This is a genomic window from Catalinimonas locisalis, assembly GCF_038039535.1.
Taxonomy (GTDB): Bacteria; Bacteroidota; Bacteroidia; order Cytophagales; family Cyclobacteriaceae; genus Catalinimonas.
This window is the reverse complement of record NZ_JBBPHP010000014.1, coordinates 99,118-124,633: the sequence shown is the minus strand read 5'-3', so window position 1 is coordinate 124,633 and position 25,516 is coordinate 99,118. Positions and strand designations below refer to the sequence as shown.

General features: G+C 39.5%; 17 protein-coding genes. 12 read left to right on the top strand and 5 right to left on the bottom strand.

Annotated elements, in window-relative coordinates; genetic code table 11:
* Nucleotides 1-428: 428 nt before the first annotated feature.
* The gene (locus WJR50_RS17890; protein WP_341294675.1) at nucleotides 429-1,196 is read right to left on the bottom strand and encodes an IS5 family transposase; all 768 of its coding nucleotides are present in this window, start codon (nucleotides 1,194-1,196) and stop codon (nucleotides 429-431) included.
* Nucleotides 1,197-1,675: 479 nt separating this feature from the next.
* Here WJR50_RS17890 and WJR50_RS17885 point away from each other — a divergent pair, with 479 nt between their 5' ends.
* From WJR50_RS17885 to WJR50_RS17875, 3 genes are all read left to right on the top strand, one after another.
* Nucleotides 1,676-2,323: a hypothetical protein gene (locus WJR50_RS17885; RefSeq protein WP_341294674.1), complete on the top strand. Its 648-nt coding sequence runs from the start codon at nucleotides 1,676-1,678 to the stop codon at nucleotides 2,321-2,323.
* A 543-nt stretch (nucleotides 2,324-2,866) separates the two neighbouring features.
* Entirely contained in the window at nucleotides 2,867-3,532 is a 666-nt protein-coding gene (locus tag WJR50_RS17880) for a hypothetical protein (protein WP_341294673.1), read from the top strand.
* A gap of 297 nt (nucleotides 3,533-3,829) precedes the next feature.
* A complete protein-coding gene (locus WJR50_RS17875; protein WP_341294672.1) occupies nucleotides 3,830-4,165 on the top strand; it encodes a hypothetical protein in 336 nt (111 codons plus the stop codon).
* A gap of 90 nt (nucleotides 4,166-4,255) precedes the next feature.
* On the opposite strand, the gene WJR50_RS17870 is transcribed toward WJR50_RS17875, so the two are convergent.
* Nucleotides 4,256-6,676, bottom strand: a complete 2,421-nt coding sequence (locus WJR50_RS17870) for an ABC transporter permease (RefSeq protein ID WP_341294671.1) — start codon at nucleotides 6,674-6,676, stop codon at nucleotides 4,256-4,258.
* 835 nt (nucleotides 6,677-7,511) lie between these two features.
* Here WJR50_RS17870 and WJR50_RS17865 point away from each other — a divergent pair.
* The gene (locus WJR50_RS17865) at nucleotides 7,512-8,081 is read left to right on the top strand and encodes an IS110 family transposase (RefSeq protein WP_341294670.1); all 570 of its coding nucleotides are present in this window, start codon (nucleotides 7,512-7,514) and stop codon (nucleotides 8,079-8,081) included.
* A 788-nt stretch (nucleotides 8,082-8,869) separates the two neighbouring features.
* On the opposite strand, the gene WJR50_RS17860 is transcribed toward WJR50_RS17865, so the two are convergent.
* The 3 genes from WJR50_RS17860 to agaR all read right to left on the bottom strand — a co-directional run bounded on the left by WJR50_RS17860 (nucleotide 8,870) and on the right by agaR (nucleotide 14,822).
* Nucleotides 8,870-10,381: a SusD/RagB family nutrient-binding outer membrane lipoprotein gene (locus tag WJR50_RS17860; RefSeq protein ID WP_341294669.1), complete on the bottom strand. Its 1,512-nt coding sequence runs from the start codon at nucleotides 10,379-10,381 to the stop codon at nucleotides 8,870-8,872.
* Between the two features lie 19 nt (nucleotides 10,382-10,400).
* Nucleotides 10,401-13,550, bottom strand: a complete 3,150-nt coding sequence (locus WJR50_RS17855; RefSeq protein WP_341294668.1) for a SusC/RagA family TonB-linked outer membrane protein — start codon at nucleotides 13,548-13,550, stop codon at nucleotides 10,401-10,403.
* 492 nt (nucleotides 13,551-14,042) lie between these two features.
* Nucleotides 14,043-14,822, bottom strand: a complete 780-nt coding sequence (gene agaR / locus WJR50_RS17850) for a transcriptional repressor AgaR (RefSeq protein WP_341294667.1) — start codon at nucleotides 14,820-14,822, stop codon at nucleotides 14,043-14,045.
* Between the two features lie 388 nt (nucleotides 14,823-15,210).
* Here agaR and WJR50_RS17845 point away from each other — a divergent pair, with 388 nt between their 5' ends.
* From WJR50_RS17845 to WJR50_RS17810, 8 genes are all read left to right on the top strand, one after another.
* The gene (locus WJR50_RS17845) at nucleotides 15,211-16,290 is read left to right on the top strand and encodes an SIS domain-containing protein (protein ID WP_341294666.1); all 1,080 of its coding nucleotides are present in this window, start codon (nucleotides 15,211-15,213) and stop codon (nucleotides 16,288-16,290) included.
* Between the two features lie 97 nt (nucleotides 16,291-16,387).
* Entirely contained in the window at nucleotides 16,388-17,347 is a 960-nt protein-coding gene (locus WJR50_RS17840) for a carbohydrate kinase family protein (RefSeq protein ID WP_341294665.1), read from the top strand.
* Nucleotides 17,331-18,149: a class II fructose-bisphosphate aldolase gene (locus WJR50_RS17835; RefSeq protein WP_341294664.1), complete on the top strand. Its 819-nt coding sequence runs from the start codon at nucleotides 17,331-17,333 to the stop codon at nucleotides 18,147-18,149. Before WJR50_RS17840 ends, WJR50_RS17835 begins: the two co-directional genes overlap by 17 nt.
* A gap of 13 nt (nucleotides 18,150-18,162) precedes the next feature.
* Entirely contained in the window at nucleotides 18,163-19,266 is a 1,104-nt protein-coding gene (locus WJR50_RS17830; protein WP_341294663.1) for an amidohydrolase family protein, read from the top strand.
* Between the two features lie 77 nt (nucleotides 19,267-19,343).
* Entirely contained in the window at nucleotides 19,344-20,663 is a 1,320-nt protein-coding gene (locus tag WJR50_RS17825; RefSeq protein ID WP_341294662.1) for a Gfo/Idh/MocA family protein, read from the top strand.
* 1 nt (nucleotide 20,664) lies between these two features.
* Nucleotides 20,665-21,963: a 3-keto-disaccharide hydrolase gene (locus tag WJR50_RS17820; protein WP_341294661.1), complete on the top strand. Its 1,299-nt coding sequence runs from the start codon at nucleotides 20,665-20,667 to the stop codon at nucleotides 21,961-21,963.
* Between the two features lie 58 nt (nucleotides 21,964-22,021).
* A complete protein-coding gene (locus WJR50_RS17815; protein ID WP_341294660.1) occupies nucleotides 22,022-24,295 on the top strand; it encodes a beta-N-acetylhexosaminidase in 2,274 nt (757 codons plus the stop codon).
* A 525-nt stretch (nucleotides 24,296-24,820) separates the two neighbouring features.
* A complete protein-coding gene (locus tag WJR50_RS17810) occupies nucleotides 24,821-25,438 on the top strand; it encodes an RNA polymerase sigma factor (RefSeq protein ID WP_341294659.1) in 618 nt (205 codons plus the stop codon).
* Nucleotides 25,439-25,516 lie beyond the last annotated feature (78 nt).

Genomic DNA, 25,516 nt, shown 5'->3' with positions numbered 1-25,516 from the left:
TATCTTGAAAGAACAAATTGAGATAGAAAATTTGAGAATAGTTAATACTCAGATATTGTTTGATTGCAGCTTAATGGAAGACCTACACTAAACTTTGCTTTCAATTTTTCTTGGTGTTCGTTATTATACTAAGAAATGCGTTTCTTGGCACCAACTGTATTTAGATTTATTCGCAAATAAATAACTCAAGAAAGCAGTTGCTGCACCTATGCTTTTAATATTGTAGGTAATCTAATATGGTTATCCCTATGAAATGAAAGGCTCTTATCACTTTGATACTGGATGAAAGATGAACAGAAGTAGGGATTTTTGTGAAGTAAGGTTGATAAAGCGTTTAAAGATCGTGCTTATATTTTATATAGTAATCTCTTCTAGATAAAGAGATAAATGTATTTACTTAGAGCATGTTAAAAAATTCTGTTTGGTATTTACGCCAGGCGGTTAATAATCATTTGACAGTTCTGCCATAGTACCCAAGCTTCTGCGCTTCGGGTAGTTTTTTCGTGATCTTTGTCCAGCCTTCTAAAGAAGTTAAAGCTTCCAAAGCAGCGTTCCGTCACCCATCGCCATTTGACAGGCACGAAACCTTCCTGACTAGGTGGTCGGGATGATATCTCTAGCTCTACACTCAGCATATTAGCCTGCACCCATGCTAAGAAGTTCTTCTCATAAGCCGCATCGGCTAGTATCTTTTTCATCCGATGTAGATAGCCTTGTAAAGGAGCGACAACACGTTGAGCAGTGGCACCGTCTGCCCGATTAGCCGCATGAACCACTACGCCCCATACCAAACCTAGCGTGTCAGTTAACACATGCCGCTTACGGCCATTGATGCGCTTATTGCCATCCACACCTCGTGCTTCCTGAACAAAAGGTACTGCCTTAACTGATTGTGTATCAATACTTACCATGCTAGGCGTTGCTTCTTTTCCCACTCTTTTACGTTCCTTTTGGTTTAAAAAAACATTGAGCCTATCCAGCGTTCCATTGCGCTTCCAAGTACCAAAGTAATAGTAGACAATGGCATAAGGCGGATAGCTTTCCGGTAGGTTCCGCCATTGTCCGCCTACGCGTAGATACCAGAGAATAGCATCGACAATGTCGCGCAGGTCATATTTACGCTTTCGTTGGATAGGTAAACATTCTTTCATAATTTCCCACTGCGGGTCGGTCAGTCTTTTGTACTGTGTTTGCATGAACTTTTAGGTTTTGGTTAACCCAAAGTTTACGCACTGGCCCGCCATTTTCAAAATTTCAACATGCTCTTATTCCAGTCTCTAAATCATAAGGTATCTCAACGTAGAAGGTTTCTACGTGAATCAAGGTATACCTGTACCTCCTACCCTTTCTCAGCATTACGAATTTTCCGTACTGCTTGATATACTGTATTTGATAGTGCTCTCCAAACTTAATGAAGTTATTAACCGTCATGCCCTCTCTTTTTTGCGCGCAATATGGAAGCCTTAGAAAAGAATTGCACTTGACACTGCCAGCTTTTCCTACACTGTAGGATTCATTAGGATTGAAGACCTTTAGTCCCATATTCTCCCTCATCTTCATCCAAGTAAAGTAAGAAATATGTAAAATAATTATTAGAATAGTGATATTTTAAATATATATAGTTATATTTGTGTTAATAGGTACACAAATAGTACATCATATTAAACCATTCCTTATGAAAAGACTTATTTACGCTCTTGCCTTAGTTATTAATGGATTACCTCTCCTTGCACAAAATAGTATCTCCTCTGAAAAACCCGAAGATTTAATCTTCTCTGGCTCTATTCAACTCCTCTCATTTACAAGTGTAGTACAAGAAAATACTGTTCAGTTAGCCTGGAATACTGCTCTAGAAAAGGATGTAGATAGTTTTAGGATAGAACGGGCTACAAGTAACATGGAGTTTAAAGTCATAGGTAAAGTAGAGGGTAAAAGTGACGCTGATAAAAAAGTTAATTACAAATTTGTTGATAAAAATCCTTTACAAGGTCTAGCTTATTATTGCCTCAGCACTACGGATCTGGACGGCAATGTGGAGTTTCATAATATCATTAGTGCTTCCATTGAAAGGTTAGAGGAAAATAGTTATGAAACCTACCCTAGGGTGATAAGCGATAATTATCTGAAGTTAGCAGCTTCACAAGTTCCAATCAGTGAAATCAGGCTATTAGATTTCAGTGGTATGGTGGTATTTTCTTTCTTTCCTGAAGGGGGGGATACTAATTGTCTTCGCCTACCTGAGCAGGTCAAGCCTGGTGCATACTTACTTGTGATGTTCAGCGATCAAGGCAACCAGCATCAACAAAAAGTTATGATTTTATAAGTTTAGCTACATAAAAGAATAGTCAAAGGTGAGCAATGCTCACCTTTTTTGTTTTAATAAGCTGAACTGTAAAAATCACCATACCAACTTAAGATGGCTACTGTACAGCATACGTTGTGTTTTCACTAAGCAAACTACATAAGTATATTTAGTGCGGTTGATAAACTCATTTTTTCCTAAAATTTTTATGCTAAAATTACATCTTATACCTTTTTTTTTAATGAAACATTTAATCGTTAAACAAACTGATAATCAAAATTGAATAAAAAATGTATTGCCATACACATTAATTTTTAAGCCTTTTTCATTTTAAGATAGCTTTTTTTTTAATAAATCAGTTAATTCTCCTGGGAATACTACTTGATATCTTCATGGTGTTTACACTCATATATTAGGACGAAACTGTATTGATGAATAAGTTTGAGCATTAAAATATTATGAAGATCTAGTTTTTGATTGTTAAACCACAAATTGAAGTTTATCATGTTCACAACAATTTCAAAGGTAGGCAGCTTAATAATAAGTTTGTTATCAATTGTAAGCGTGCAATTCGTAAATGCTCAAGCTGAAAATAAGGACTTTCAGTATCACGTGATGTCTTCAACACCTGTAAATCATTTGTATCAGGGAAAGATTCTGGGAGTGAGCGGTACAGAAGCAGAGAATAAAATAGTGGCTACTCAAGTATTAAAAGGAGAGATGCCGGAAGGTATTTCCATCTTTAACGATGGAACTATGGCAGTCAGGCAAGATAATAAAATCAAAACGGGTAAATATAAAGTCAAAGTAGAGTTCATTGATAGCCATGGGAATAGCTTTATTGAAAAGATAAAATTTAAGTTATTAGAAGCTGTAAACTATACTGATGTAGAAGCTTCTATTCGTATTGCTCAACCCAAGTTTACTCATCCCAAACTTACCAATCACTACAAAGTAGGAGATGTCATTGCTCAATTTCATGATCCTGATGGAGCTATTAAAGATGCGAAATTAGTCAAAGGAAGTATTCCTCCGGGAGTCATGTTTGTGCAAAACAAAAAATTTGTAGTGACTCGTCCTGAAGAGTTAGAAGATGGAGAATATTTTTTTCTATTCGTTTTAGAAGATGAGCGAGGAGGGAACTCTGTGATAGCAGCTTCTTTACCTATTGGACTCAAAATAGGAGAACTTAATAATGAAGGTAATTCTAATACTGTTCTGGAAAACTAAATATTCAGCTATTACTCACTTCAAGTAGATATGTATGCTAGCATGTGAGAATACGTTCCCCAATACTTTGCGTTACCTACATATTAAATTTCATTTATACACGAATTGCCTTGGCGTGGTCGGATCAGTATTATATCATAAACTTATGATACTACTTATCTTCTCTCAGTGTATCATAGGTATGGTATATTGTCACTTGCTTTTTGATTCTATAGACCTCTTTTTTTCATTAGGAGAATTACTTCTTCCTTTATCCTAATACCCATGTTATTTCTTAAATAAATTAAGAACGAATTTATGATCTATCATTTTTTATTGGCATTAATTCTTTCGGTGATCATCATGCCCAAATCTGCTATGAGTTTGAATGAACTCAATGAAGTACTAACCGAAAAGTTAAATGAAGAACCTCTCTTCGTAATGGAACTCCAAGGTAAATCTCTCAAGCTAGATCAGGCGAAAAGAGAAATTATTAAAACTCGCTGGATTGACAAGGTAGAGCTATTAAGAACACCTTGCTTGAAAGATAGTAACCATGTTTCTACACCTAAAACGATGGTGAAAGTTTTTCTAAAAAAACGTAAAGTGGATGATTTCTGGGAAGTAGTAGAGCAAGAAAATATGCATCTTTAAGTTAGAAACTTGTGTCTTGTCCTGCTTTAAAAAGGTCCATTTCTAGCCCCCAAACCTTTTTGCAGGATTGCTACCAGTTCCTATACGAACTTACTCATACCGTAGGCTATCTACCGGGTTCTGACGGGCAGCTTTCCAGGTGAGCCTGCTCACTGAGAAGCCCGCTATTACCAATACCATAATACCAGGCACAGCATAGAGCCACCACTGGATCTCTACGCGGTAAGCAAAATTTTGTAACCATTCACTGATGAAGTAGTTGGCTACAGGTATGCCTATGGCAAAAGCTATTAAGATAAGCCTGATGTAATCCTTCCCTAAAAGTATAAGCAGATTATTTACTGAAGCTCCCAATACTTTGCGGATACCGATCTCTTTGGTACGCACTGCTACGGTCAGTCCCATCACCCCTACTAAACCCATACAGGCAATGAGTACTGATAAAACCGAAATCCACTGTAAAATTTTCATCCAGCGAGCATCTTCTTCATAAAGAGCCTGCATATCCTCATCCAGAATACTATACTGAAACGGTAGTTCTGTATCCAGTGATGCCCACACCTGTCTTAGATTCTCCAGGGTATGGCCAATATCCTGAGTATTTAGTTTTACTAGAATATGTTGCAGCTTATTTCGCTCTCCTGCCAAAGAAAACATCAGTGGTTCTATTTCACCTTTGAGCGACTGGAAATTAAAGTCCTCTACTACGCCAATGATGCGATATCCATCTAATTCTTTTCCGATTGGATCTTCTATATCCCAATACTTTACCAGTGCCTGATTGACGACCACTGCTTCGGTGGAGTCCGATGCGATCTGAGTATCAAATCCTCTGCCCTGACTGATGGCAATATTCAATAAATCAAAAAAGTTAGGCGTTACATGATAGGCCCACGTCATGCGCATCTCCTCTTCCTCACTTTTGCGCATGTAAAAGACAGTGCTTCCCCTGGTAAAGGCAGCATCGGTAGCACTAACATCTAATATGCCTGTTTGATAGCTGACCGCTTGTTTGAAACGCTCAAAAGTCTGTTTCTGGTCAGCGGTATTATTCTCTACCACCAATACCTGTTCGGGTTCAAAACCCAGGTCTTTCTTTCGCATATGACGAAGCTGTAAGACCATGACTAAAGTGATGGATAGAAAAACGATAGGCAGCATGAACTGGAAAGAAAGCATCATTTGGGGAGCCACTCTTTTTCTTCCCAGACCTGTTTTGTTTTTGAACACTGACAGCACGTTTAAGCCTGACATCAAAAGGGAAGGATAAGCACCAGCCAGGCTACCTGTGAATAGTGTGATACCCATCAAAACAAGTATTCCTTTAAGAGAAAAAAGATGTGTAAGAGAAAGTGATTTTTGTGCCAACGCATTGAATAAGGGCAATATCAATCCACTTACAAGAAAGGCTAATAATAGTGCTAAAAAGTAAGTTAGAATCGCTTCGCTCCAAAATTGTAAAATCAGTTGTCCCTTTCTTGCTCCTACTACTTTTCTGATCCCCACTTCTTTGGCCCTGCTGTTGGAACGACTGATAGAAAGCAACATAAAGTTGACTGAGGCCAGCAATAAGATACAGGCAGCCACAGCCATCAGGATGTAGGAGTACATTGGATTGCTACCGATTCCTTTCGTTTTAATTTGGGTGTTAAGGTGAATGCTGGTAATAGGTTGTAGCAGGTAGGTTCGAGAAAAATTACTTCCTTCTCCCCCATGAAGATCCAGTAAAGCCTCTTTGTCATCTGAAAAATACTGTTGTCTGAAGGTGGCTAGTTTTTCATCCATATGCTTTACTACTGCCTTTTCCTCCAGTAGCACATAAGTCTGGTAAGCTGATACCCACCACAGGTTCATCTCAGGATCGTTGATGTATTTTTTGTCTTTGCCCAGGGTTTCTTTGAGCATTGGAAGGAAAAAGTCAGAATGAATGCTGGAGTTGGAAGGAATATCTTTGAATACAGCAGTTACTTCGTAGGCTTCAAATGTATCGTCAAGCCTGATGTCTAGTGTTTGTCCCAGAGGATTTGTATCACCAAAGTATTGCCTGGCAATTCGTTCACTGATGGCTACCGTATGAGGTTGGGTTAGTGCTTTCTCCGGATTACCATAAACGAGAGGAAAGCTGAATACCTGGAAGAGAGATGAATCAGCAAAGAGGAATGATTCTTCATTGATGAGATCTCTGTTTTTCACAAACTTGTTAACCCTAAAAGATACTCTCACAAAATTCGCTACTTCCGGTAGGTCCTCTTTCATTGCAGGTCCTAAAGGGTAAGGATGGGTTACCTGGTATTCTACAGCATTACTGCTTTGGTTGGTTTCTACCAGAACAGTACGAAAGATCCTGTCCTTATGGGTATGAAAGCTATCAAAGCTAAACTCTTCTTCAATGAAGAGGTAAGTAAGCATCGCACAGGCAAGTGCAATGGAAAGACCCAGCAGGTTGATGAGGGTAAAACTTCTGTGCTTGAGAAAGTTTCTGATGGCAATGGCGAAGTAACTTTTAATCATTAGGAGCAGCATATAATAGACAATGACAGAAGGTAGTCACACTTATCTTCACCAGCCAAAAATTTGCAGCCAAAGGCTATGATTTTGCAGGGAAAGGGGTTTAAACTTGTAATCAGTATACAATCGGGAACATACACATTACCTGGACTTAACTGAGGACTAAACTCTGCCAAATGATCTAATAGACAAACGATTGGAAGCAATTTATGAGCAAAGGCAATCAAGCATATCTTCTCTGGGTACCAGCAATAAATACATATTGCAAAAATGATTTGATGAGATTTCAAGAGGATATACCAATCAAAATAATTGAAGCTTGAAAAAATCTATTTGCCCTTGAACAGCATTTGAATAAACGAGATGATATAGGTATGGAGGAGTGAATGGAAGAATATTTACCTAAAGAGGATATTGCTGGAAAAAAGCAAAAAACAGCAAATGAGGTAGGTAGCTTCCCAGATTATCGTAATCAAAGGTATTGAACCCCAGATAGCACACTGAACTAAAAAAAGCCATGAATAACCCCGCTTTACCCGAAACATTATTGCCACCAAATGATCAGGAAATCCTTGCGTTAGATGAGTTGTACTCTTACATATACCTAAAAGCTGATTATGGATTGCGTCTTTATATTTAATCCTACAAAATAATCCTATTCTTAACTTTAGAGAAAAGGAGGAGAACTCGTGGCTTGCTTAGGCTTAAGACCTTGACATTGTGTTAGTCCTCCTTTTCCTAAAATGTTGAACCTTTGACCCTATAGAACGATAGACCTACATGCCTCATAAAGGTGCTAGTTGGTTCAACTTATTCTTTCATCACTAACCTTTAAGTTATGAAAAAATCAGTATTTGTCTGTATTGATGTAAGCAAATTATCCTTGGATGCTGCCATGTTTGAACCTTCTTCTGGAACCCTAACTCATCAGCAGTTTAAAAACAATGACCAAGGCTTTGCAAAACTCTTGAAGTGGGTGGTAAATGTGGCTTCACTTCAAGACTGTCTGTTTTGTACAGAGGATTCAGGTAGTTATAGCTATAGATTAGTTTGTTTTCTCACTAATGCTGAAGCCGATCTGTGTCAGGAGTCTGCCTATCGCATTAAGCATTCAATGGGTATACAAAGAGGTAAAACTGATAAAGCAGATGCAGAGATGATCGCTCGCTTTGCCTATCGTTTTGCTGATGAATTGTCCCTTTATACTCCTCCGGTTACTACAGTTGCGCAGCTTAAAGCTTTACTCTCTTTTAGACTACGCCTCATCAAGCAGAAGACAAGCATCATTTCTGCCATAGAAATCGGTAAGCATCACATGGTCGTCATCAATGCCATCAGAAATAAGCTGATCAGCCGAATGTTCGCTGTCATTAGAAGGGATACTCCCTATGTGAAATTGCAACTGTAGTAATGGAGTCTTCCTTATTGACCACCCGGTAAATAGCAGGTGGTGAAAGTAGGAAATGCTTACATTTGCTGCTTTTAACACCTTGTTTGCAGAAAGCAAACTTTCACGGTAGCAGATCCAACAAGTGTAAAATTTCCACCAATATGGTTAGGCAGGATACCTTTGTCCTTTCTTAGAATATTTATATCTAAATGCTTGCTTTTTTAATAGGACGCGATGTCGCAGAACCAGGCAAATAATTGCCATTTTTATAGGGGATTATATGGCTGAAAGTGGCCAACATTTTTGGCATTCCATACTCCAAAACTATCGTCATAGCATCACTTATAGTGATTTTTGGAAAGCTTATGACCAGGTAATACAAACGAGCAAACATTACAGGGTGGGAAAAGACACTGCTCAGACCAATCATATGTAGCGGTGAAATAATACTCTCAGCCAACGAATCAGTATATTTGTTAGAAAAACATTGTCATTTTTAAAATTAGATAAAAACCACTACTGGTTCAGTAAATGGTTTATTGTCAATTATAATCTATCACTCACACATTGACACTACCATAATTTCTTGTCTCTTTTTTTGCACCCGGCCATCGTATGCTCTACGGTTATGAAATGGAGAGTCTTATACTGGTGTATTTAAAAAATTAGAATAGAAGTTGCTTAACTACTGAAAAATTCAAGCTTTCCAGATAACAGTGGCGCTGTAGATATTAATAGAAGAAATGGAGCTATTACACTCTGGGAATAGCTCCATTTTTTGGATTATGAAGAATGAAGTTATTGTGTTATTGTATCTCAGGAGGAAACTGGCCTTGTCTTGGATGTGCTAATGGAAGTCCAGGTTTTGCATCCCACCATACTTTGCTCATTGGATCATCGCCATTGGACAATGTAGAAGAAGCTTCTTCAACATTATCTAGATTTTTTGAATATTCATCCAGGGGGTACTTTTGTCTCCTGGGGATTTGCCCATCGGTATCAGAAGGCCCCTCTCCAATCCACATACGAGGATAGCCGGTTCTTCTGTATTCGGCCCAGGCTTCATGTGCCTGATAGTAGTTGGCCAGATATTTTTGAACAATAATTTCTTCCAACTGCTCTTCTTCTGAGCCTTCAAGTATCGCTGCTGAGCTTGCCAGATATGCATCAATTTCTTCCTGTGCAACATTATATTGCTCCATAGCGAGTTGAATGCCTTCCTGAAAATGTATTTCGGGATCATCTGAAGTGATACCTGCTAAAGCAGCTTCTGCCTTGAGGAACTTTACTTCTGCAGCTGTAAGCACATTAAAAGTATATTCTGAAGTTCTAAACATATCACCTACCGATGTAATGCTGTCTCCATCATACCTGGGTTTTTGCTCTTCAATTACCATATTGAAAGGTCGTGAACGATACCCTGCAGAGTTAGACTCATTCAAATAAATTGATAGCCTAGGGTCATCTCTTTGCAGCAGATTTTCACTCACAGTTAAAGAAGCATGTAACGAATTGGAATTATTATTGGCTATATAATTATAAAAAGGGCCTCTGTTTTCATTTAGTGCGGCATCTTCTCCTTCGGAGATTAGGTCAGCGTTTTGGTCATTACTTTCAATCAGAGGAGCATTTACTACCTCATTAATATGTTGCTGAGCCAAAGCCGGATCGGCATATCGGATGCGCATGGCCAGACGTAGCCGGAGCGAATTGGCAAACCTTTGCCAGGAGGCCACATCGCTTTGAAACAATATGTCGGCATCGCCATAGCTTTTTAAAGAAGCATCATCACTGAGTTGGGTAGCTGCTTCCTTGAGCGTATTAAGCAGATCATTGTAGATAAACTCCTGGCTATCATATGATGGCCTGGTAATCACCGCTTCAAAACCTTGGGCAGCTTCAGTATAAGGAACTGGCCCAAAGTTATCCGTCAAACGATAATATAGCCAAACCTTCCATATTTTTGCGATAGCATTCTTATTAGAGAGCGTGGGGTCATCATCAGTCAGTCGGATTACTTCGGCTATATTTACTATCCCATTTCTGTATTCGTCAAAGCTGCCAATGATATTTTGCAAGGGAAAACCAGAAGCCGGGTTACTCACAAAACCTGAATACTCCCCTATCCGTCCAAAATCCGGAATACCAAAAATAGAATTTTTCAACACATAAGTCAGTATAGCGTCAGGTTTTACCTTTTCTTCGGTAATTAATGTTGGAGAAGTATTGATCTCCTCAAAGTCATCAGTACAGGCACTGATGAAAATGCCCATAAATGTGCCAAATGCCAGATATGTTAATATATATTTATAGTTCATGTCCCTCAGTAATTTTGTATTAAAAAGTAAACGATAAGTTGAACCCTAGGCTTCTTGTAGTAGGAGTAGAAGCGAACTCATAACCTTGGGCAGCAGCTGTAGGAGCAAATGCCGTTTCCGGATTGATACCCATCAACCTCACTTCAGGATCACGGTACAAGTAAAGTAGGTTTCTACCCACTATAGAGAGTTGTATCGTGCTGAAAGGAGTTTTGGATAATAGCGCTGGCTTAAAGTTATAACTCAATGAAGCTTCCCGAAGCGCCACATAGTCTGCATCCAGCACGAACTCCTCACCAATATTACCCCAGGCTTTTTGTGCATAATACAACTGTCCTGTGACTACCTTGGTGTTTTCTGAATAGGTGCCATCTTCATTTTCAACTACACCATCAGCCACTAGATTCTCTCTGTCCTCGGTGAATTTTCCCGTTCCCTTTGCAGTTTGATCATACTTACTGAAAGAGTAGATTTGTCCACCCTTCCGAACATCAAACAATGTGCTCAGGCTAAATCTTTTGAATGAAAAGGTGTTGGTAAAACCTGCCAACCAGTCGGGTTGAATATTCCCCAAAACTACCCTTTCATCAGCACGCTGATAAGACCCATTTGACGTGATGATGAAACGCCCTTCTTCATTTCTTTTATAAGGGAAGCCGACAATATTTCCATATGACTCTCCTGGTCTGGCCTCAATACTTGCATTATCTGTACTAATCAAAGTGTACGAATCAATACCTTCTACCAAAGAAATTACTTCTGATTTGTTTTTGGAGAAGTTAAGTGAAACATCCCACATAAACGAGTTGGCTAGCGAAATCGGAGTGCCTGTCAAAAGTAGTTCTACCCCCTGATTAGTAATTTCACCAGCATTTACAAGGATAGTATTGTAGCCAGTGGTTGCTGAAATTTCAGCAGGAAGAATCTGGTTGGTAGTTGACGAATTGTAATAAGTAAAATCAATACCCAATCTGTTTTCAAACAAACGAATATCAGCTCCTACTTCAAAAGAAGATGTAAGTTCATTTTTTAAGTCTGCATTCTTTACATTACTTGTAACACTGGCGTACCGCTGATCTCTAAAACCATTTTGTGAAATTACATATCCGGTAATTGTTTGGTAAGGACTGGCATCATTTCCAGCTTCTGCATAAGACATTCTTAACTTACCAAATGTGAGTAGCCTTGAGTCAATCTCAAAAGCATCAGTGAACACATAACTCAGGCTGGCTGAAGGATAAAAGAAAGAGTAGTTACCTACACCAAGCGTGGAAGACCAGTCATTTCTGCCTGTGATATCCAAGAAGAGGTAATTCTTATAACCCAGTTGTCCGGAGAAGAATACTGAATTGGTTTCTTTTTGAGAAAAGTAAGGCTCAACATTAATGTTAATTGCATTGGTAATTTCATACAAACCATCAATGTCCAGCTTCCTTCCTGTATATCCTTCTTTGTTCAGCTGATAGGTATAATGGTTGACACCCACAGAAAGCAATCCACTGAAGTCAGAAGAGAAGTCTTTTTGTGCTGTTAAGATAGCATCAGAGTTAAGTTCTTTTACATGATAAATACTTTTTGACACTACACCATCTCTTCTTGAACTTCCTGGTGTTCCTTGTCCGATGCGCTCATAACGGACGTCGGTATAAAAATCATTACCTACCCGGGCTTTCAGACTTAGCCAATCTGTAAAATCATAAGTAGCTGCCACAAAACCGATAATTCTATTTCTTGTATCCTCTGTAAGGAATTCGTTCTGTATCCAATAGGGGTTGGTCGGAGAGTTATTTTTCCAGTTTCTGTATTCGCCATCTTCTGTTTTATAGTCTTTGATCCAATCAAGGTCTACATGTCGGCCCAACAAATTCAAACTTGGAGCTATTGACTCACTACTTGACTGGCCGATTACAGGTCTGTTTTTTCCCTCCTGATTGATATAGTTTACCTTTGCTTCCACTGTGAGTTTATCAGTGATACTGGCTCCTACATTCATATTGACAGTATTACGATCAAAAGAACTGTTAGGGATGATACTCTGGTTGTTAAGATTAGAAAGCGATAACCTGAAATTCACTTGCTCAGATCTTGAGGATACAGCTACCGTATTGGTAAAAGTTTTGCCGGTTCTATAGAAATTGCGGATGTTATCTTTGGGCTGACCTACCAAAGGTACCAAACCTAATTCAGGCAGCGTTTCAATAGCCACGAGTTGACCTTCCATTTTTGGCCCCCATTGATCTAACATCCAGCCTGGATACATAGGATACTCTTCTCCATCAATAGTTGTAGTACTCCAGGAACTGAAATCATCGTCATACCCACCGGCATAAGAATTTTGAAAAGTAGGAAGTACGTTAGGCTCTTCAAAGGTGGCATTTGAATTGAAGGAAATGCCCAAGCCTTTTTTAGTAGCTTTTTTGGTAGTAATCAGAATAACCCCATTAGAACCTCTTGAGCCATAAAGAGCCGCTGCATTAGGACCTTTTAAAACTGTAAGAGATTCAATATCATCAGGATTGATGTTCTGGATACCATCTCCATAATCTCTACCACCCCAAACGCCTGCTGCACCTAGGTTATCGTTATTTATGGGTACCCCATCTACTACATACAAAGGCTGATTATTACCTCCGATTGAGCTGTTTCCTCTGATAGATACAAAACTAGAACCTCCTGTACTGGCTGAAGATGAATTGACATGTACTCCTGCAACTTTACCTTTGAGAGAATTCATCACATTGGTTTCACGCGCAATGCTTAGCTCTTCCCCTTTTACTTCCTGTGCAGAGTAGCCTAAGGCTTTCTTTTCTCTTTCAATCCCAAAAGCAGTTACTACAACTTCAGAAAGTGACTGAATATCAGGCATTAAACTAACATTTATTTCGTTGCGCCCACCGATTTCTACTTCCTCTATTTCATAGCCGATAGAAGAAAAAACTAATACAGTGGCTTGAGCAGGTACCGAAAAGCTGTAGTTACCTTCTATATCAGTAACAGTCCCCCTAGTAGTACCTTTCACTATAATGTTAACTCCTGGCAAAGGTGCATCATCTTCTCCTGAAGTTACTTTACCCGAAACCACATTTGCTTGTCCCAATACGTTTGAAACAAAGCCAAACGAAAAGAAAAGGAATAACAATGTGATCGTTGATTGATAGTTGTTCCTCATAAATATAATATTTAGGAATGCGTATTTAATTGTTTAAGGTAGTATATACTTTCACTTCATTTCGTTTTAATATTATTAATTATTATTTTATTATTCAAACTTTTTGAAACCAAAATAAAAAGGTTTTGAAATTTTATCATGGAATTTACTTAATAAACATTAAAAAAATAAGGATTTACATAACACATAGTAATGATTAAGATAAGATAGTAAGCAAATGAAACTATAACTTACTAGCCAAACTATGAATTACCTTTTTTGGTTAGAGAACTCCCTCCATGAGACATGCTTTGATGGCTAGAGAAGACCACATACAGCAATAGATGTTTAATGTCAGTGCATGCAGACGCTAAAAGCTCTTTAATAGCACTATTAAACTATGTGAACATAAACCTTCTGAGTAAGGGGAATTGCGAAAAAAATTAGAAGCAAAAAAATGCAGAGAGATGCTTATATCCACTCTACAAAAGTTTTCTAAATAAGTATCGTAAATTATACGACCAGTACTTGTATGCCAGCATTCTCAAGCTTTTTATGCTCTTCAATAGGAATACCGGCATCAGTAATTACCACGTCTATATCAGAGATAGGGGCAATAAAAGCAAAACTCCTTTTCAGAAATTTACTAGAATCGGCTACAACAATAACTTTTTTGGAAATTTCTATCATTACTCTGTTCAGATGTGCCTCCTCTACATTAGGAGTAGATAAGCCATGAGCCGCACTAAAGCCATCAACTGCAATGAAAAGCTTATCACAAAAATAATTACGGTAACTTTCTTCAGCAGTCGCTCCTACTAAAGACAATGAATTTTTCCTTAAAAACCCACCCGGGATAATCACACTTGCATTTTTATGTTCTGCTAAGATACTAGCTACGTTGAGAGCATTAGTAATTACGGTCAAAGTACTGGAAGCAGATAAATTTTTTGCGATTTCAATAGTAGTAGTGCCTGAATCTAGAATAATGGTATCACCTTCTTCAACCAGTTTGGCTGCCGCCACACCAATTCGTTTTTTCTCTTCGTAATGCTGTTTGTTTTTATCTGATAAATCAAAATCTACCGCTACCCGATCTAGTTTGATAGCCCCTCCACGTGCCCTGATCAACATTTTCTTCTGCTCCAAACGTGCCAAATCATTGCGAATAGTAACCTCACTTACTCCCAAATCTTTACTTAATGTACTCACATCTACTTGACCTTTTGACTCTAGCCTATCCAGGATTATTACCCGTCGTTCTACTGTCGTTTTTTTATCTATCTCAGACATTGATTTTCAATTTGTTACAGCTCTTCCAAATTTTTAATGGTGTAATAATATTAAAAAGGGTAAGAAAAACCTTCAGCTTCAAAAAAAACTTGACATACTTACTTTAAGATTAATAATAACAAATAGAATAATTTTAAAAGCTTTCATAAGCCAATTGCTTTATTTAAAATAATTTATAAAGGTTTTGAAAACAAATAATTAAGTTTTTATATTTAGATCGTAACGAAATAACAATATGAATTTTACAAACAACTATAAGCTGGAAGATAATCAGGAGGTTATGCGGGCATATCTTGGGTATGATCATCCTGAACTTGAATATAGAGGAGCATGGCATACAGCCCAGGAAATCTCTAACCAACCCGAGCTTTGGCGCAAAACCTGGGACTTGGTAAATCACCACCAGGTTAAGCTCGCTAAATTTCTTAAAAACACATATGCTCATGAAACCCTGGATATTATTATTGCAGGGGCAGGTACTTCTGCTTTTATAGGCAATATTCTCCAGGGCACATTTAAGAGAAATACTGGAAAATCAACTTATGCTATTGCTACTACTGATTTAGTATCTCATCCGGAAGATTATCTGCGCCCTGAGCACCCAACCTTACTTATTTCTTTTGCACGTTCCGGGAACAGCCCTGAAAGTTTAGCAGCAGTTAATATAGTAAATACCTATTGCAAAAAGGTTTATCATCTTATCATTACCTGCAATCCCTCCGGACAGCTTGCTACAAATAAATATGATGAAAACACTTTAGTTTTTTTATTGCCTCCGGAATCAAATGATCTGGGCTTGGCCATGACAGGAAGCTTTACGGCAATGTTGCTTTCCGGCTTATTAATTTCCCAAATTGAACGATTAAAAGCATTAAAGCCCCAAGTTGAGCAACTAGCTTTGTATGGTGAAAAAATAATTTCTAACTATGCTTCTTCTTTACAAAAAGTAGCCACACTTGATTTTCAAAGAGCAATATTTTTGGGCTCTGGTCCATTATTGGGAACAGCCAGAGAGTCACAACTGAAATTGCAAGAACTTACTGATGGCAAGGTTATTTGCAACTATGATTCTTTTTTAGGATTACGACATGGGCCACAGGCAGTAATCAACCCCCATACCCTCCTTGTTTACTTGTTTTCCAATAGTGAATATGTTCATCCTTATGAAGTTGACTTAATAAAAGCTATTAATAAGGGAGAAAAAGGTTTATTTCAGATTGGGGTGAGTGAATCTCCTCAGAAGGATTTAAACCCAGATTTGATGATAGAATTATCTTCAGGAAATAAAAAAATTGAGGAAGAGTTTCTCGCAATCTGCAGTGTTTTGCCTGCTCAGATACTTGGGTTCTACAAATCACTTCATTTAGGTTTGAAACCAGACTCTCCCTCTGTGAATGGAGCCATTTCCAGAGTGGTGCGGGGTGTTACGATTTACCCCTATCATTCCCCAAGTCCACCTGAAGCATAATTCATAGTGCTTTTCTACCTGTGAAAGTGAATAAAAAGGTAGCTGTAAAAAAATATTCTTCCATGCTTCTTACCTAACCAAAAAATTTTCATTTCATATGAAAAAATTTGATGTACTAGTAGTCGGAGAACTTAACGTAGACCTGATTTTCAATAAAATTAATCCTTTACCTGAAGTAGGGAAAGAAGCACTGGCTGAACAAATGACCCTAAGCCTGGGGAGTTCTTCGGCTATTTTTGCCAGTAACCTGAGTAGCCTGGGGAGTAAAGTTGGGTTTATAGGAAAAATTGGCAAAGATCATTTTGGCGAGTTCGTATTGCAAAGTCTGAATTCAAAAGGAGTAGATACCAGCCTCATTAAACAAAACCAAGCCCTGCAAACCGGTGCAACTGTAGTACTGAATTTTGGTGAAGACAGGGCTATGATTACGCATCCTGGTGCGATGAGCTATTTAAGTATAAAAGATATCCAGCCTGAACAACTAGCTCAAGCACACCATTTACACTTTTCATCCTTCTTCTTACAATCCGGAATTCAGCAGGAAGTTCAACAGCTTTTTAAACAAGCTAAAAGTTTAGGGCTAAGTACTTCATTTGATACCCAATGGGACCCTTTGGAAAAATGGGATGTAAAGCTTTCAGATATTCTCCCCTTCGTAGATGTGTTTCTTCCTAATGAAACCGAATTCCTACATCTAACTGGTAAGAATGATTTGACGGAAGCAATAGATTCTGTTAAAGCATTTAGTAATTCCATTGTCGTCAAACAAGGAAATAATGGTTCAATCTGCTGGAGCAAAGGAAAGATATTATACCAGGAGCCATTCTTAAACAGGGAGGTAGTAGATACCATCGGTGCCGGTGACAGCTTCAATGCCGGTTTCATTTATAAGTTTATTCAAAATTCAGATATAGAAGCATGTCAGGAATACGCCAACCTGATTGGTGCTATTTCAACTACTGCTGCCGGAGGTACTTCAGCATTTGCAGATCGTAACCAGTTTACCAGGATTGCAAAAGAAAAATTCGGATACCAGACCCATGAGACTGCAAGATAAACTCAAAGAAATGCGAGCTAATGGGACCTCCCTGCTTGCTACCAATTTCTATAACTATGAAACTTTAAAAGGAGTAGTAGAAGCCGCTTCCGCAATGAAGTGTCCTATCATCCTGCAACTTACCAAGAGTTCCATTGAATATTTAAGTTTGCCTGTAGCAGTAGATATGGCAAGAGCTGCACTGAAACAGTACAAAGTGAAAGGCTGGCTGCATCTGGATCATTCCGATTCCTATCAATTAATTGTCCAGTGCCTGAAAGCAGGCTTTGACTCGGTTATGATTGATGCCAGTGAAAAGACAATGGAAGAAAATATTGCTATTACACTGCGAGTGGTTGCTTTAGCTAAAAAGTATGATGCTAATGTGGAGGCTGAATTAGGATATGTAGCCAAACTGGGACAGTCAAAAGAGAAAGTTGGCTTCACTGAGCCAGAAGAAGCCTGTTATTTTGCCCAGCAAACAGGAGTGGATGCTCTGGCGGTTGCGATAGGCAATGCACATGGATTCTACACTGAAACTCCCCAAATTGACATGGAGAGGCTTAGCAAAATACATGCGGTTACCCAGGCTGCTCTGGTACTTCATGGTAGTTCCGGAATTCCATCACCTCTGTTAAAAGAGGCCATCAAAAGAGGAATTTGCAAGGTCAACTTAGCTACTGAGATTAAAAACACATTTATGACACATCTGAGAACAGATTTGAGCATTACGCATGAAATTGATTTGCGCCAGGTTTTTCCTCCAGCCATACACGCGGTTACTGCACTGGTCAAAGAGAAACTGGAAACGGTAAGCCTATAACCTCATCCAACTCATGAAAAAAGATAGAAAGTTTAATTTTTTTATTGTCTTAAGTATATTGATCCTCATGACGCTTCAAAACTGTTCCACTAAAGAAGACTCTTCTGCTACCTATTATTCTATGGATGACTATCAGAACATAGAAAAATACGATGTGCACGTGCATGTCATGACTCTTGACTCATCTTTCGTGAAGGCTTCAGCAGAGGATAATTTTAAACTTCTGACGATCAATGTGGATGTTCCTTATTATCCATCTTTGGAAGATCAACAGCATTATGCGTTACACCAGAGTAAAGCTTTTCCGGATCATTTGCATTATGCTACTGCCTTCACAGTAAACAACTGGGAAGATGAAAACTGGCAAAAGACGGCTCTTGATTATTTAAAGCAATCTTTTTCAAATGGAGCCATCGCTGTAAAAGTCTGGAAAAATATCGGGATGGAGTTGAAAGATCAGCATGGTGATTTTGTCATGATCAATGATGCTCGCTTTGACGCTATTTTCAATTACCTGGAAGAAAATAATATCACTTTAATTGGCCATCTGGGCGAACCAAAAAACTGCTGGCTACCGGTTGAAGAAATGACTGTAACCGGTGATAAAAACTATTTTGCTACCCATCCGGAGTATCATATGTATTTACACCCGGAATATCCTTCATATGAAGACCAGCTCAACTTCCGGGATAAACTCTTGGAAAAGCACCCCGACCTTAAGTTTGTGGGAGCTCATCTGGGCAGCCTGGAATGGAGTGTAGATGCCTTGGCAAAGCGACTGGATCAATATCCCAATATGGCAGTAGATATGGCTGCCCGCATTTCTCACCTTCAATATCAGGCAGTTACCGACTGGCAAAAAGTCCATGACTTCTTCATCAAATACCAGGACAGAATACTGTATGGTACAGATTTACAAGCTGATGACGAAATGAGCCCCGAAGCATTGAAAAAGGAAGCACATGAAATTCGTCTTCGGCATTGGAAATTTTTTACCAGCGATGAGACCATGAGCGTACCAAAAGTTGAAGACGAGTTTAAGGGACTGAGATTGCCTAAGCAGGTAATAGATAAAATATACCGAGAAAACGCAAAAAAATGGTTTTCAGGACTGTAAATTATCCTACGGATTGAAAATTCAGCAATAAAGATAGAAACTATGGCATCATGACCAACCTATAAAGCAAGCTCATTATGAAAGATATATCTAAAAACTATACTTCCAGCCGTCGTCATTTTATGAAGACCTCTTCGGTAGCTTTGGGTAGCACATTACTTTACCAGCTACCGGTAGAGGCTAGCGCTTTTGTGGCGGGCAATGATACGCTTAAGGTAGCCCTTATCGGATGTGGCAAACGTGGAGCAGGCGCTGCTGTGCAGGCACTGAGTGCCGATGAAAATGTAAAACTGGTGGCCATGGCTGATGCTTTCCGAGATCGCCTGGATGAGACTTACAACAACCTTAAAAAGGTTGGCAATGTAAAAGAGAAAGTAGAGGTGCCGGAGGAGCATAAATTTGTGGGTTTTGAGGCTTACAAAAATGCCATTGCTCTTGCAGATGTAGTACTTCTGGCTACTCCTCCTTCCTTTCGTCCCCTGCATTTTGAAGAAGCTATCAAGGCCGGTAAGCATGTGTTTATGGAAAAGCCATTGGCTTCAGATGCACCGGGCATACGCAAGATATTGGCGGCTGGAAAGGAAGCTAAAAAGAAAAACCTGAGTGTAGTAGTAGGTTTACAGAACCGTTATGACCCCGTTTACCAGGAATTTGTAAGCCGTTTGAAAGATGGAGCCATCGGTGAAATCGTTTCTTCTACCTGCTCCTATATGATAGGACATGTCACTTTGCTAGCCCGTCAGGCTGGGCAAACCGAAATGGAGTACCAGATGCGCAACTGGCGCTATTTCTGCTGGCTTTGGGCAGGCTCACCAGCTGGCTTACAAATCCACAATACTGATGTAGTCAACTGGGTAAAAGAGGCCTACCCCATCAAAGCACAAGGCATGGGTGGTCGTGCAGTATATCAGGGACCAGAGAAAGGAGACATCTTTGATCACTTTTATATTGAATATGAATATGCGGATGGTAGTAAACTGCATAGTCAGATACGTACCATTGATGGCACTTACAATCAGGGAGGATCATTTTTTCAGGGTACCAAAGGCTCAGGAGATGTGAAGAAGGGACTAGTGGATATGAAAGGAAAATCACTTTGGAGAACCAGAGGACTCAAAGAAGTTAATCCTTATCAGCAGGAGCATGACGAATTCTTTGCAGCTATCCGCAGGGAAACACCCATTAATGATACAGAATGGGCGGCCAAAAGCAGTATGATGACCATTATGGGACGAATGGCCGCCCATTCAGGTCAGATGATACAATGGGATGATGCTCTTAACTCTGAGTTGAGTCTGCTCCCTGAAAAATTTGCCTGGGATGCAGATCCCCCTGTACTTCCCGGACCAGATGGTCGTTACCCTATCCCTATTCCCGGGCAGACTAAAGTAATGTAGGATGAATATAAAATATGTCCCTATCCTTCTGTTAAGTATTTTGTTATGTTCCTGCCAGCAGGAAGATGGTTTTCAGAACTTATTTAATGGGTATGATCTCAGTGGGTGGACCAATGTAAACGGGGCTCCTACTACCTGGCGGGTGAAGGACCAAATGATTGTATGTTCGGGTATCCCTAGCGGAATTTTAAGAACTACCCGGCAGTATGAAAACTTCATCCTTGAGTTGGAATGGCGACATACAGAAGAAAATGGCAATGCAGGCGTATTCATTCACAGCGATGCCCTACCTGCACCCGGTCAACCCTTTACCCGCTCTATTGAATGTCAGGTAATGGATGGTAATCATGGAGACGTATTTGCCATTCATGGAGCGACAATGAAGCCGGATCGCCCTCATCCCCAGGGCTGGATGCGTTCCTTACCCACCGAAGAACGGGCAAAGCCAGCTGGTGAATGGAACCATTACCGTGTTGAGAGCCGTGATGGGCGCATAAGCCTTGCGGTCAATGGAAAGGTGGTATCCGGTGGTTTTCAAAGCAACCCCAGGAAAGGCTATATATGCTTGGAGTCTGAAGGTTCTGAGGTGCATTTCCGTAACATCAGAATCAAAGAGTTACCTTCAACGCGTCCTGAGCCACACGAAATTGCCACCCTGGACCAGGGCTTTGTATCCCTTTACAATGGAGTGGATTTATCGCAATGGGAAATGAAGCCAGGTCATGAAGGGCATTGGACAGCGCAGGACTGGAAGCTGGATTACGATGGCAAAAGCGAAGAGCAAGATAAAAGTCTCTGGTCGCGCAAATCCTACCAGGACTTTGAGCTTATAGCTGATGTACGTTTGACTAGAGAACCAGAAATGACCATGCTGCCTGTAGTACTACCTTCTGGAGAAAATGACACCTTAGACGATGGCAGTGAAAAACAGGCTCCGGTTGCTTATGCCGGTGACACTGGCATTTATTTGAGAGGAAGCTCTAAAAGTCAGGTCAACATAGGCATCCGAAATATTGGTTCCGGAGAAATCTATGGGTACCGGGTAGATCAAAAACTTTCGCCCGATGTGCGAGCCGCTGTGGTACCGAAAGTTAAAGCAGACCACCCCCCAGGGGAATGGAACAGGTTTATCATCCGCATAAAGGGTAATAGAGTAAGTGTGGAACTAAACGATCAACTAGTGATCCGGGACGCATTGCTACCGGGAGTGCCTGATGAAGGGCCAATTGCTTTGCAGGATGATCATGCTGAAGGAAATACTTTTCAGTTTGCGAACTTATTTATCAAAGAGCTAAAATGAGATTAGGGACAACCTAATTCTATACAAATTCAGATCTAAACTACTTACAGAATACAAGATGAGAAATATCTTAATGGCAAAAGACTGTACAAACGTTATCAATTCTATAAGCTTGATCAGGTTCATTTACACCTTACAGCTACAATGGATAGTAGCATTGTTTTTAGTGATGATCTTATCACAAAATGTTTTTGCACAAGATAAGCCAACACCGCTTTCAGAGATAGGTATTCATCTGATCCCCTACCCTCAGGAAGTTAGTTTGGAAGGTACTGATTTTATGCTCAACAATAATGTCAGTATAGTAATAGACCCGAATGCTACTGAAGAAGATAAGTTTGCAGCACATGAGCTTTCCAACACCTTAAAACAAGATTACAATATAGAAACAAGTGTCACCTCATCAGCTCAAACAAATGCTATTATCCTGACAAGAAAAAGTGCTCCCAAGGATATGGGAGAAGAAGGCTATCATCTAACTGCCAATCGCCAACAAATTAGCATTCGTGCTCGGGAAGAAGCAGGGCTGTTTTACGGCGTTCAGACTTTACTGCAATTGATTCAAAAAAATGCTTCGGCTACCTATGTAAAAGGCATGAAAATCAAAGACTGGCCGGATACACCACAAAGAGCAGCACATTATGATACCAAGCACCATCAGGACAAAAAGGAATATGTAAAAAGCTTTATTCGTGACCTGGCAAGATATAAAATCAATATGTTGGTATGGGAATGGGAAGATAAGTTTGCCTACCCTAGCCATCCTGAAATAGGTGCACCCGGTGCATTTACTATGGAAGAAATGCAGGAGCTTACCAGGTATGCACGGCAATATCATGTCCAGATCGTACCCCTGGTACAGGGGCTTGGTCACGTGAGTTTTATCCTCAAATGGCCTCAGTATGCTCATCTAAGAGAAATACCAGCCTCCAACTGGGAGTTTTGCCCTCTCAAAGATGGCACCTATGAACTGCTTTTTGATCTCTGGGAAGATGCTATTGAAGCCACTCCTGGGTCACAATACATTCACATTGGCTCTGATGAAACCTTTGAACTGGGCATGGGCCCTGAATGCCAGGAAAAAGCAAAAGAAATTGGCAACAGTGGTATATATCATCTTTTTGTGAATAGAGCAGCCAAACATTTGCAAAAAACTGGCCGTGAAGTTATGGTTTGGGAGAGGCCAATGGGCTGGGAAATGAGTAATTCACCAGCCAAAGGAATTGCTCCCCAGAAAGATGTAATCCTTACTGAAAGCTATGATTATGAAACTCCAGATTTCCAATATGCCAAAGAGGCCAAAGCGCTGGGGTATTCAATATATGCTTACGATCCTAATCCTGGAATTGAGCAGCTATTTCTTCCGTATTATTTTCGCAAAAACAGAGACAAAAAGATCATGGGCAGTCTGGAAAACTCCTATAATTTTTTAACCTCTAATATTGGGTCTGGCTTGTTTGATGGTATGATCAACACCTCATGGGATGATGCGGGTTTGCACAATCAGGTTTGGATGTTGAGCTTCGCTACCTCCGCTGAATATGCATGGAGTGCTGATAATCCTGGGTTAGAAGAGTTTGAAGAAAAATTTTTCCTCAACTATTACGGTAATGCCGTAAAGGATGTGGAAGAACTTTTCATGCTGCTAAACGAAGGAGCTTTTTACTACATGGAAAGCTTTGAGCGGAAGATATGGCATCATGCTAATGTAGGTAAAACACATTTGCCTGACTTGCCACGGGGTGATGCCCTTGAGTATGATCCTTACTGGAATCAGGAATATGCAGAGCGAGTAGAGAAGTCAAAAGAAATGGCCGAAAAAATGGACATGGCCATATTGATCTGTCAGGAAAACATGAAGAGAGGCATCAAAAATGCTTATGATTTTGAAGTATTTGCCTCCATTGCCAAACTGATCAGACACACTGCCCATACCTATCTGGACTTATCCCATCTGGAAAATGCTATTACCCAAGCTCATAAGCAGCGCTTTCTGAGTCACGAAGCTGCTTATAAAAATTTAGAAAATGCTGCAAAAATTGTAGAAAAAAGCTTGGAGCGCAGGAAAAAAGTTTTTTCCGAATTAGTAGATACCTGGGAAAAAACGCGTTTACCCAAAGGGATGTCCACAGCAGACAAAGCTTATTTCTATAGGCAAGATCGGGCTTACCATTTTGCTAATCGGCGCCCTGATATGACTTACCTTATTTATGATGAACAGCTCCTGGGCATGGAAGAATATTTAGAAAACCTTCAGGAATATATGACCTATTATGAAGATACTTTTCTGAAAGGTGATATGATTGAGCAAGAAGTACCTGCACCCAAATAGTAACTGAAGAAGTTAGAGTAGGCCCTGATAATTCACTGTTAAACATGAAGATAGCAAATTTAGTAGGCTAGACTCCTGGTTAATGGCGTCTTTTTACAAAGCTTTGTTGGTTTCTTCAGTACCAAACATGGACTACCTTGCAATCATTATTTTTCTTTAATAGGGGCCAAATAATTCATTTGTTAGATCCTGCTGCCCCTTTTGGCTTGTAGAGGACTGTCCACCTGTTTCTGTTTTGCCTTTTCAAGAGATCTATATCTACAAACAAAGCAGCGCTCTCTTCTACTGGCAATAATAAATAGCTACTGATACTATGAAAATGATGGTGTTGATTGAAGTAGAAATATGACACACTATATTGATAATAGAATAGTTAAATAGCGAGGCATTATGAAAATCATAAAATTAAACTGTATATTCGGTTTTTTTATGAGAAATAATATTAACAAAGTTGTAGAATAAACTTATTTTTAATAATATCATCATAATCAGCTTTTTACACCCAGCCAGAACTATCTATGATCTATGAGTTATAACTTTAATGGGCTCCCCAATGAAGATACCTCAGCTACAGATGAGAGTCTATGGGAAGAAGTCAGGTGTGGTGACAGAGCTGCCTACCAAAAACTTTATAGCAGGCATTTGAACGACCTATATAACTATGGGTATAAGATTATTTCTAATGAGGCTGTAGTAACTGACCAGATCCAGGAGCTTTTTATAGATCTATGGAAGTATAAAGAGCGTTTATCTGGAATAAAGAATATTAAACATTATCTATATCGCTCTTTGAGAAATAAGATCGTCAAAGATATAAGCCGGAACAGGTATGTAGTGAAAGACATGGAAAGTGAGTATGCTAATGCTCTGGTGGTTCTTCCGCTTGAAAATAAAATCATAGAGAGTCAAACCCTGGCAGATACTAAAAAGAAATTACAAAAGGCCTTCCTGGCCTTATCCAAACGCCAGAGAGAAGTGATCAACCTCTTATTTTATGAGAAGTTTTCTTACGAAGAGGTGGCAGAAATTATGAGCATCAACTTACGTTCGGTCTATACTCTGGCCTGGAAAGCCCTCTCTGTACTTCGTAAAGAGTTGAGCTGCCTGATTATCGCTTTTCTATTTAGTCTTCTCATACGGTAGTCCTACTCACCCTCCATACAGTATAGTTAACCTGCATTTTATGCTCAAAAATTCACCTTTTCTTGCCAAGAAAAAAAC

Coding starts and splice junctions, on each gene's coding strand:
- WJR50_RS17875 (WP_341294672.1), top strand. CDS start 3,830: ATGATCTATCATTTTTTATTGGCATTAATTCTTTCGGTGATCATCATG.
- WJR50_RS17840 (WP_341294665.1), top strand. CDS start 16,388: ATGAAAAAATTTGATGTACTAGTAGTCGGAGAACTTAACGTAGACCTG.
- WJR50_RS17830 (WP_341294663.1), top strand. CDS start 18,163: ATGAAAAAAGATAGAAAGTTTAATTTTTTTATTGTCTTAAGTATATTG.
- agaR (WP_341294667.1), bottom strand. CDS start 14,822: ATGTCTGAGATAGATAAAAAAACGACAGTAGAACGACGGGTAATAATC.
- WJR50_RS17860 (WP_341294669.1), bottom strand. CDS start 10,381: ATGAACTATAAATATATATTAACATATCTGGCATTTGGCACATTTATG.
- WJR50_RS17825 (WP_341294662.1), top strand. CDS start 19,344: ATGAAAGATATATCTAAAAACTATACTTCCAGCCGTCGTCATTTTATG.
- WJR50_RS17865 (WP_341294670.1), top strand. CDS start 7,512: ATGAAAAAATCAGTATTTGTCTGTATTGATGTAAGCAAATTATCCTTG.
- WJR50_RS17870 (WP_341294671.1), bottom strand. CDS start 6,676: ATGATTAAAAGTTACTTCGCCATTGCCATCAGAAACTTTCTCAAGCAC.
- WJR50_RS17815 (WP_341294660.1), top strand. CDS start 22,022: ATGAGAAATATCTTAATGGCAAAAGACTGTACAAACGTTATCAATTCT.
- WJR50_RS17885 (WP_341294674.1), top strand. CDS start 1,676: ATGAAAAGACTTATTTACGCTCTTGCCTTAGTTATTAATGGATTACCT.
- WJR50_RS17855 (WP_341294668.1), bottom strand. CDS start 13,550: ATGAGGAACAACTATCAATCAACGATCACATTGTTATTCCTTTTCTTT.
- WJR50_RS17835 (WP_341294664.1), top strand. CDS start 17,331: ATGAGACTGCAAGATAAACTCAAAGAAATGCGAGCTAATGGGACCTCC.
- WJR50_RS17820 (WP_341294661.1), top strand. CDS start 20,665: ATGAATATAAAATATGTCCCTATCCTTCTGTTAAGTATTTTGTTATGT.
- WJR50_RS17890 (WP_341294675.1), bottom strand. CDS start 1,196: ATGCAAACACAGTACAAAAGACTGACCGACCCGCAGTGGGAAATTATG.
- WJR50_RS17810 (WP_341294659.1), top strand. CDS start 24,821: ATGAGTTATAACTTTAATGGGCTCCCCAATGAAGATACCTCAGCTACA.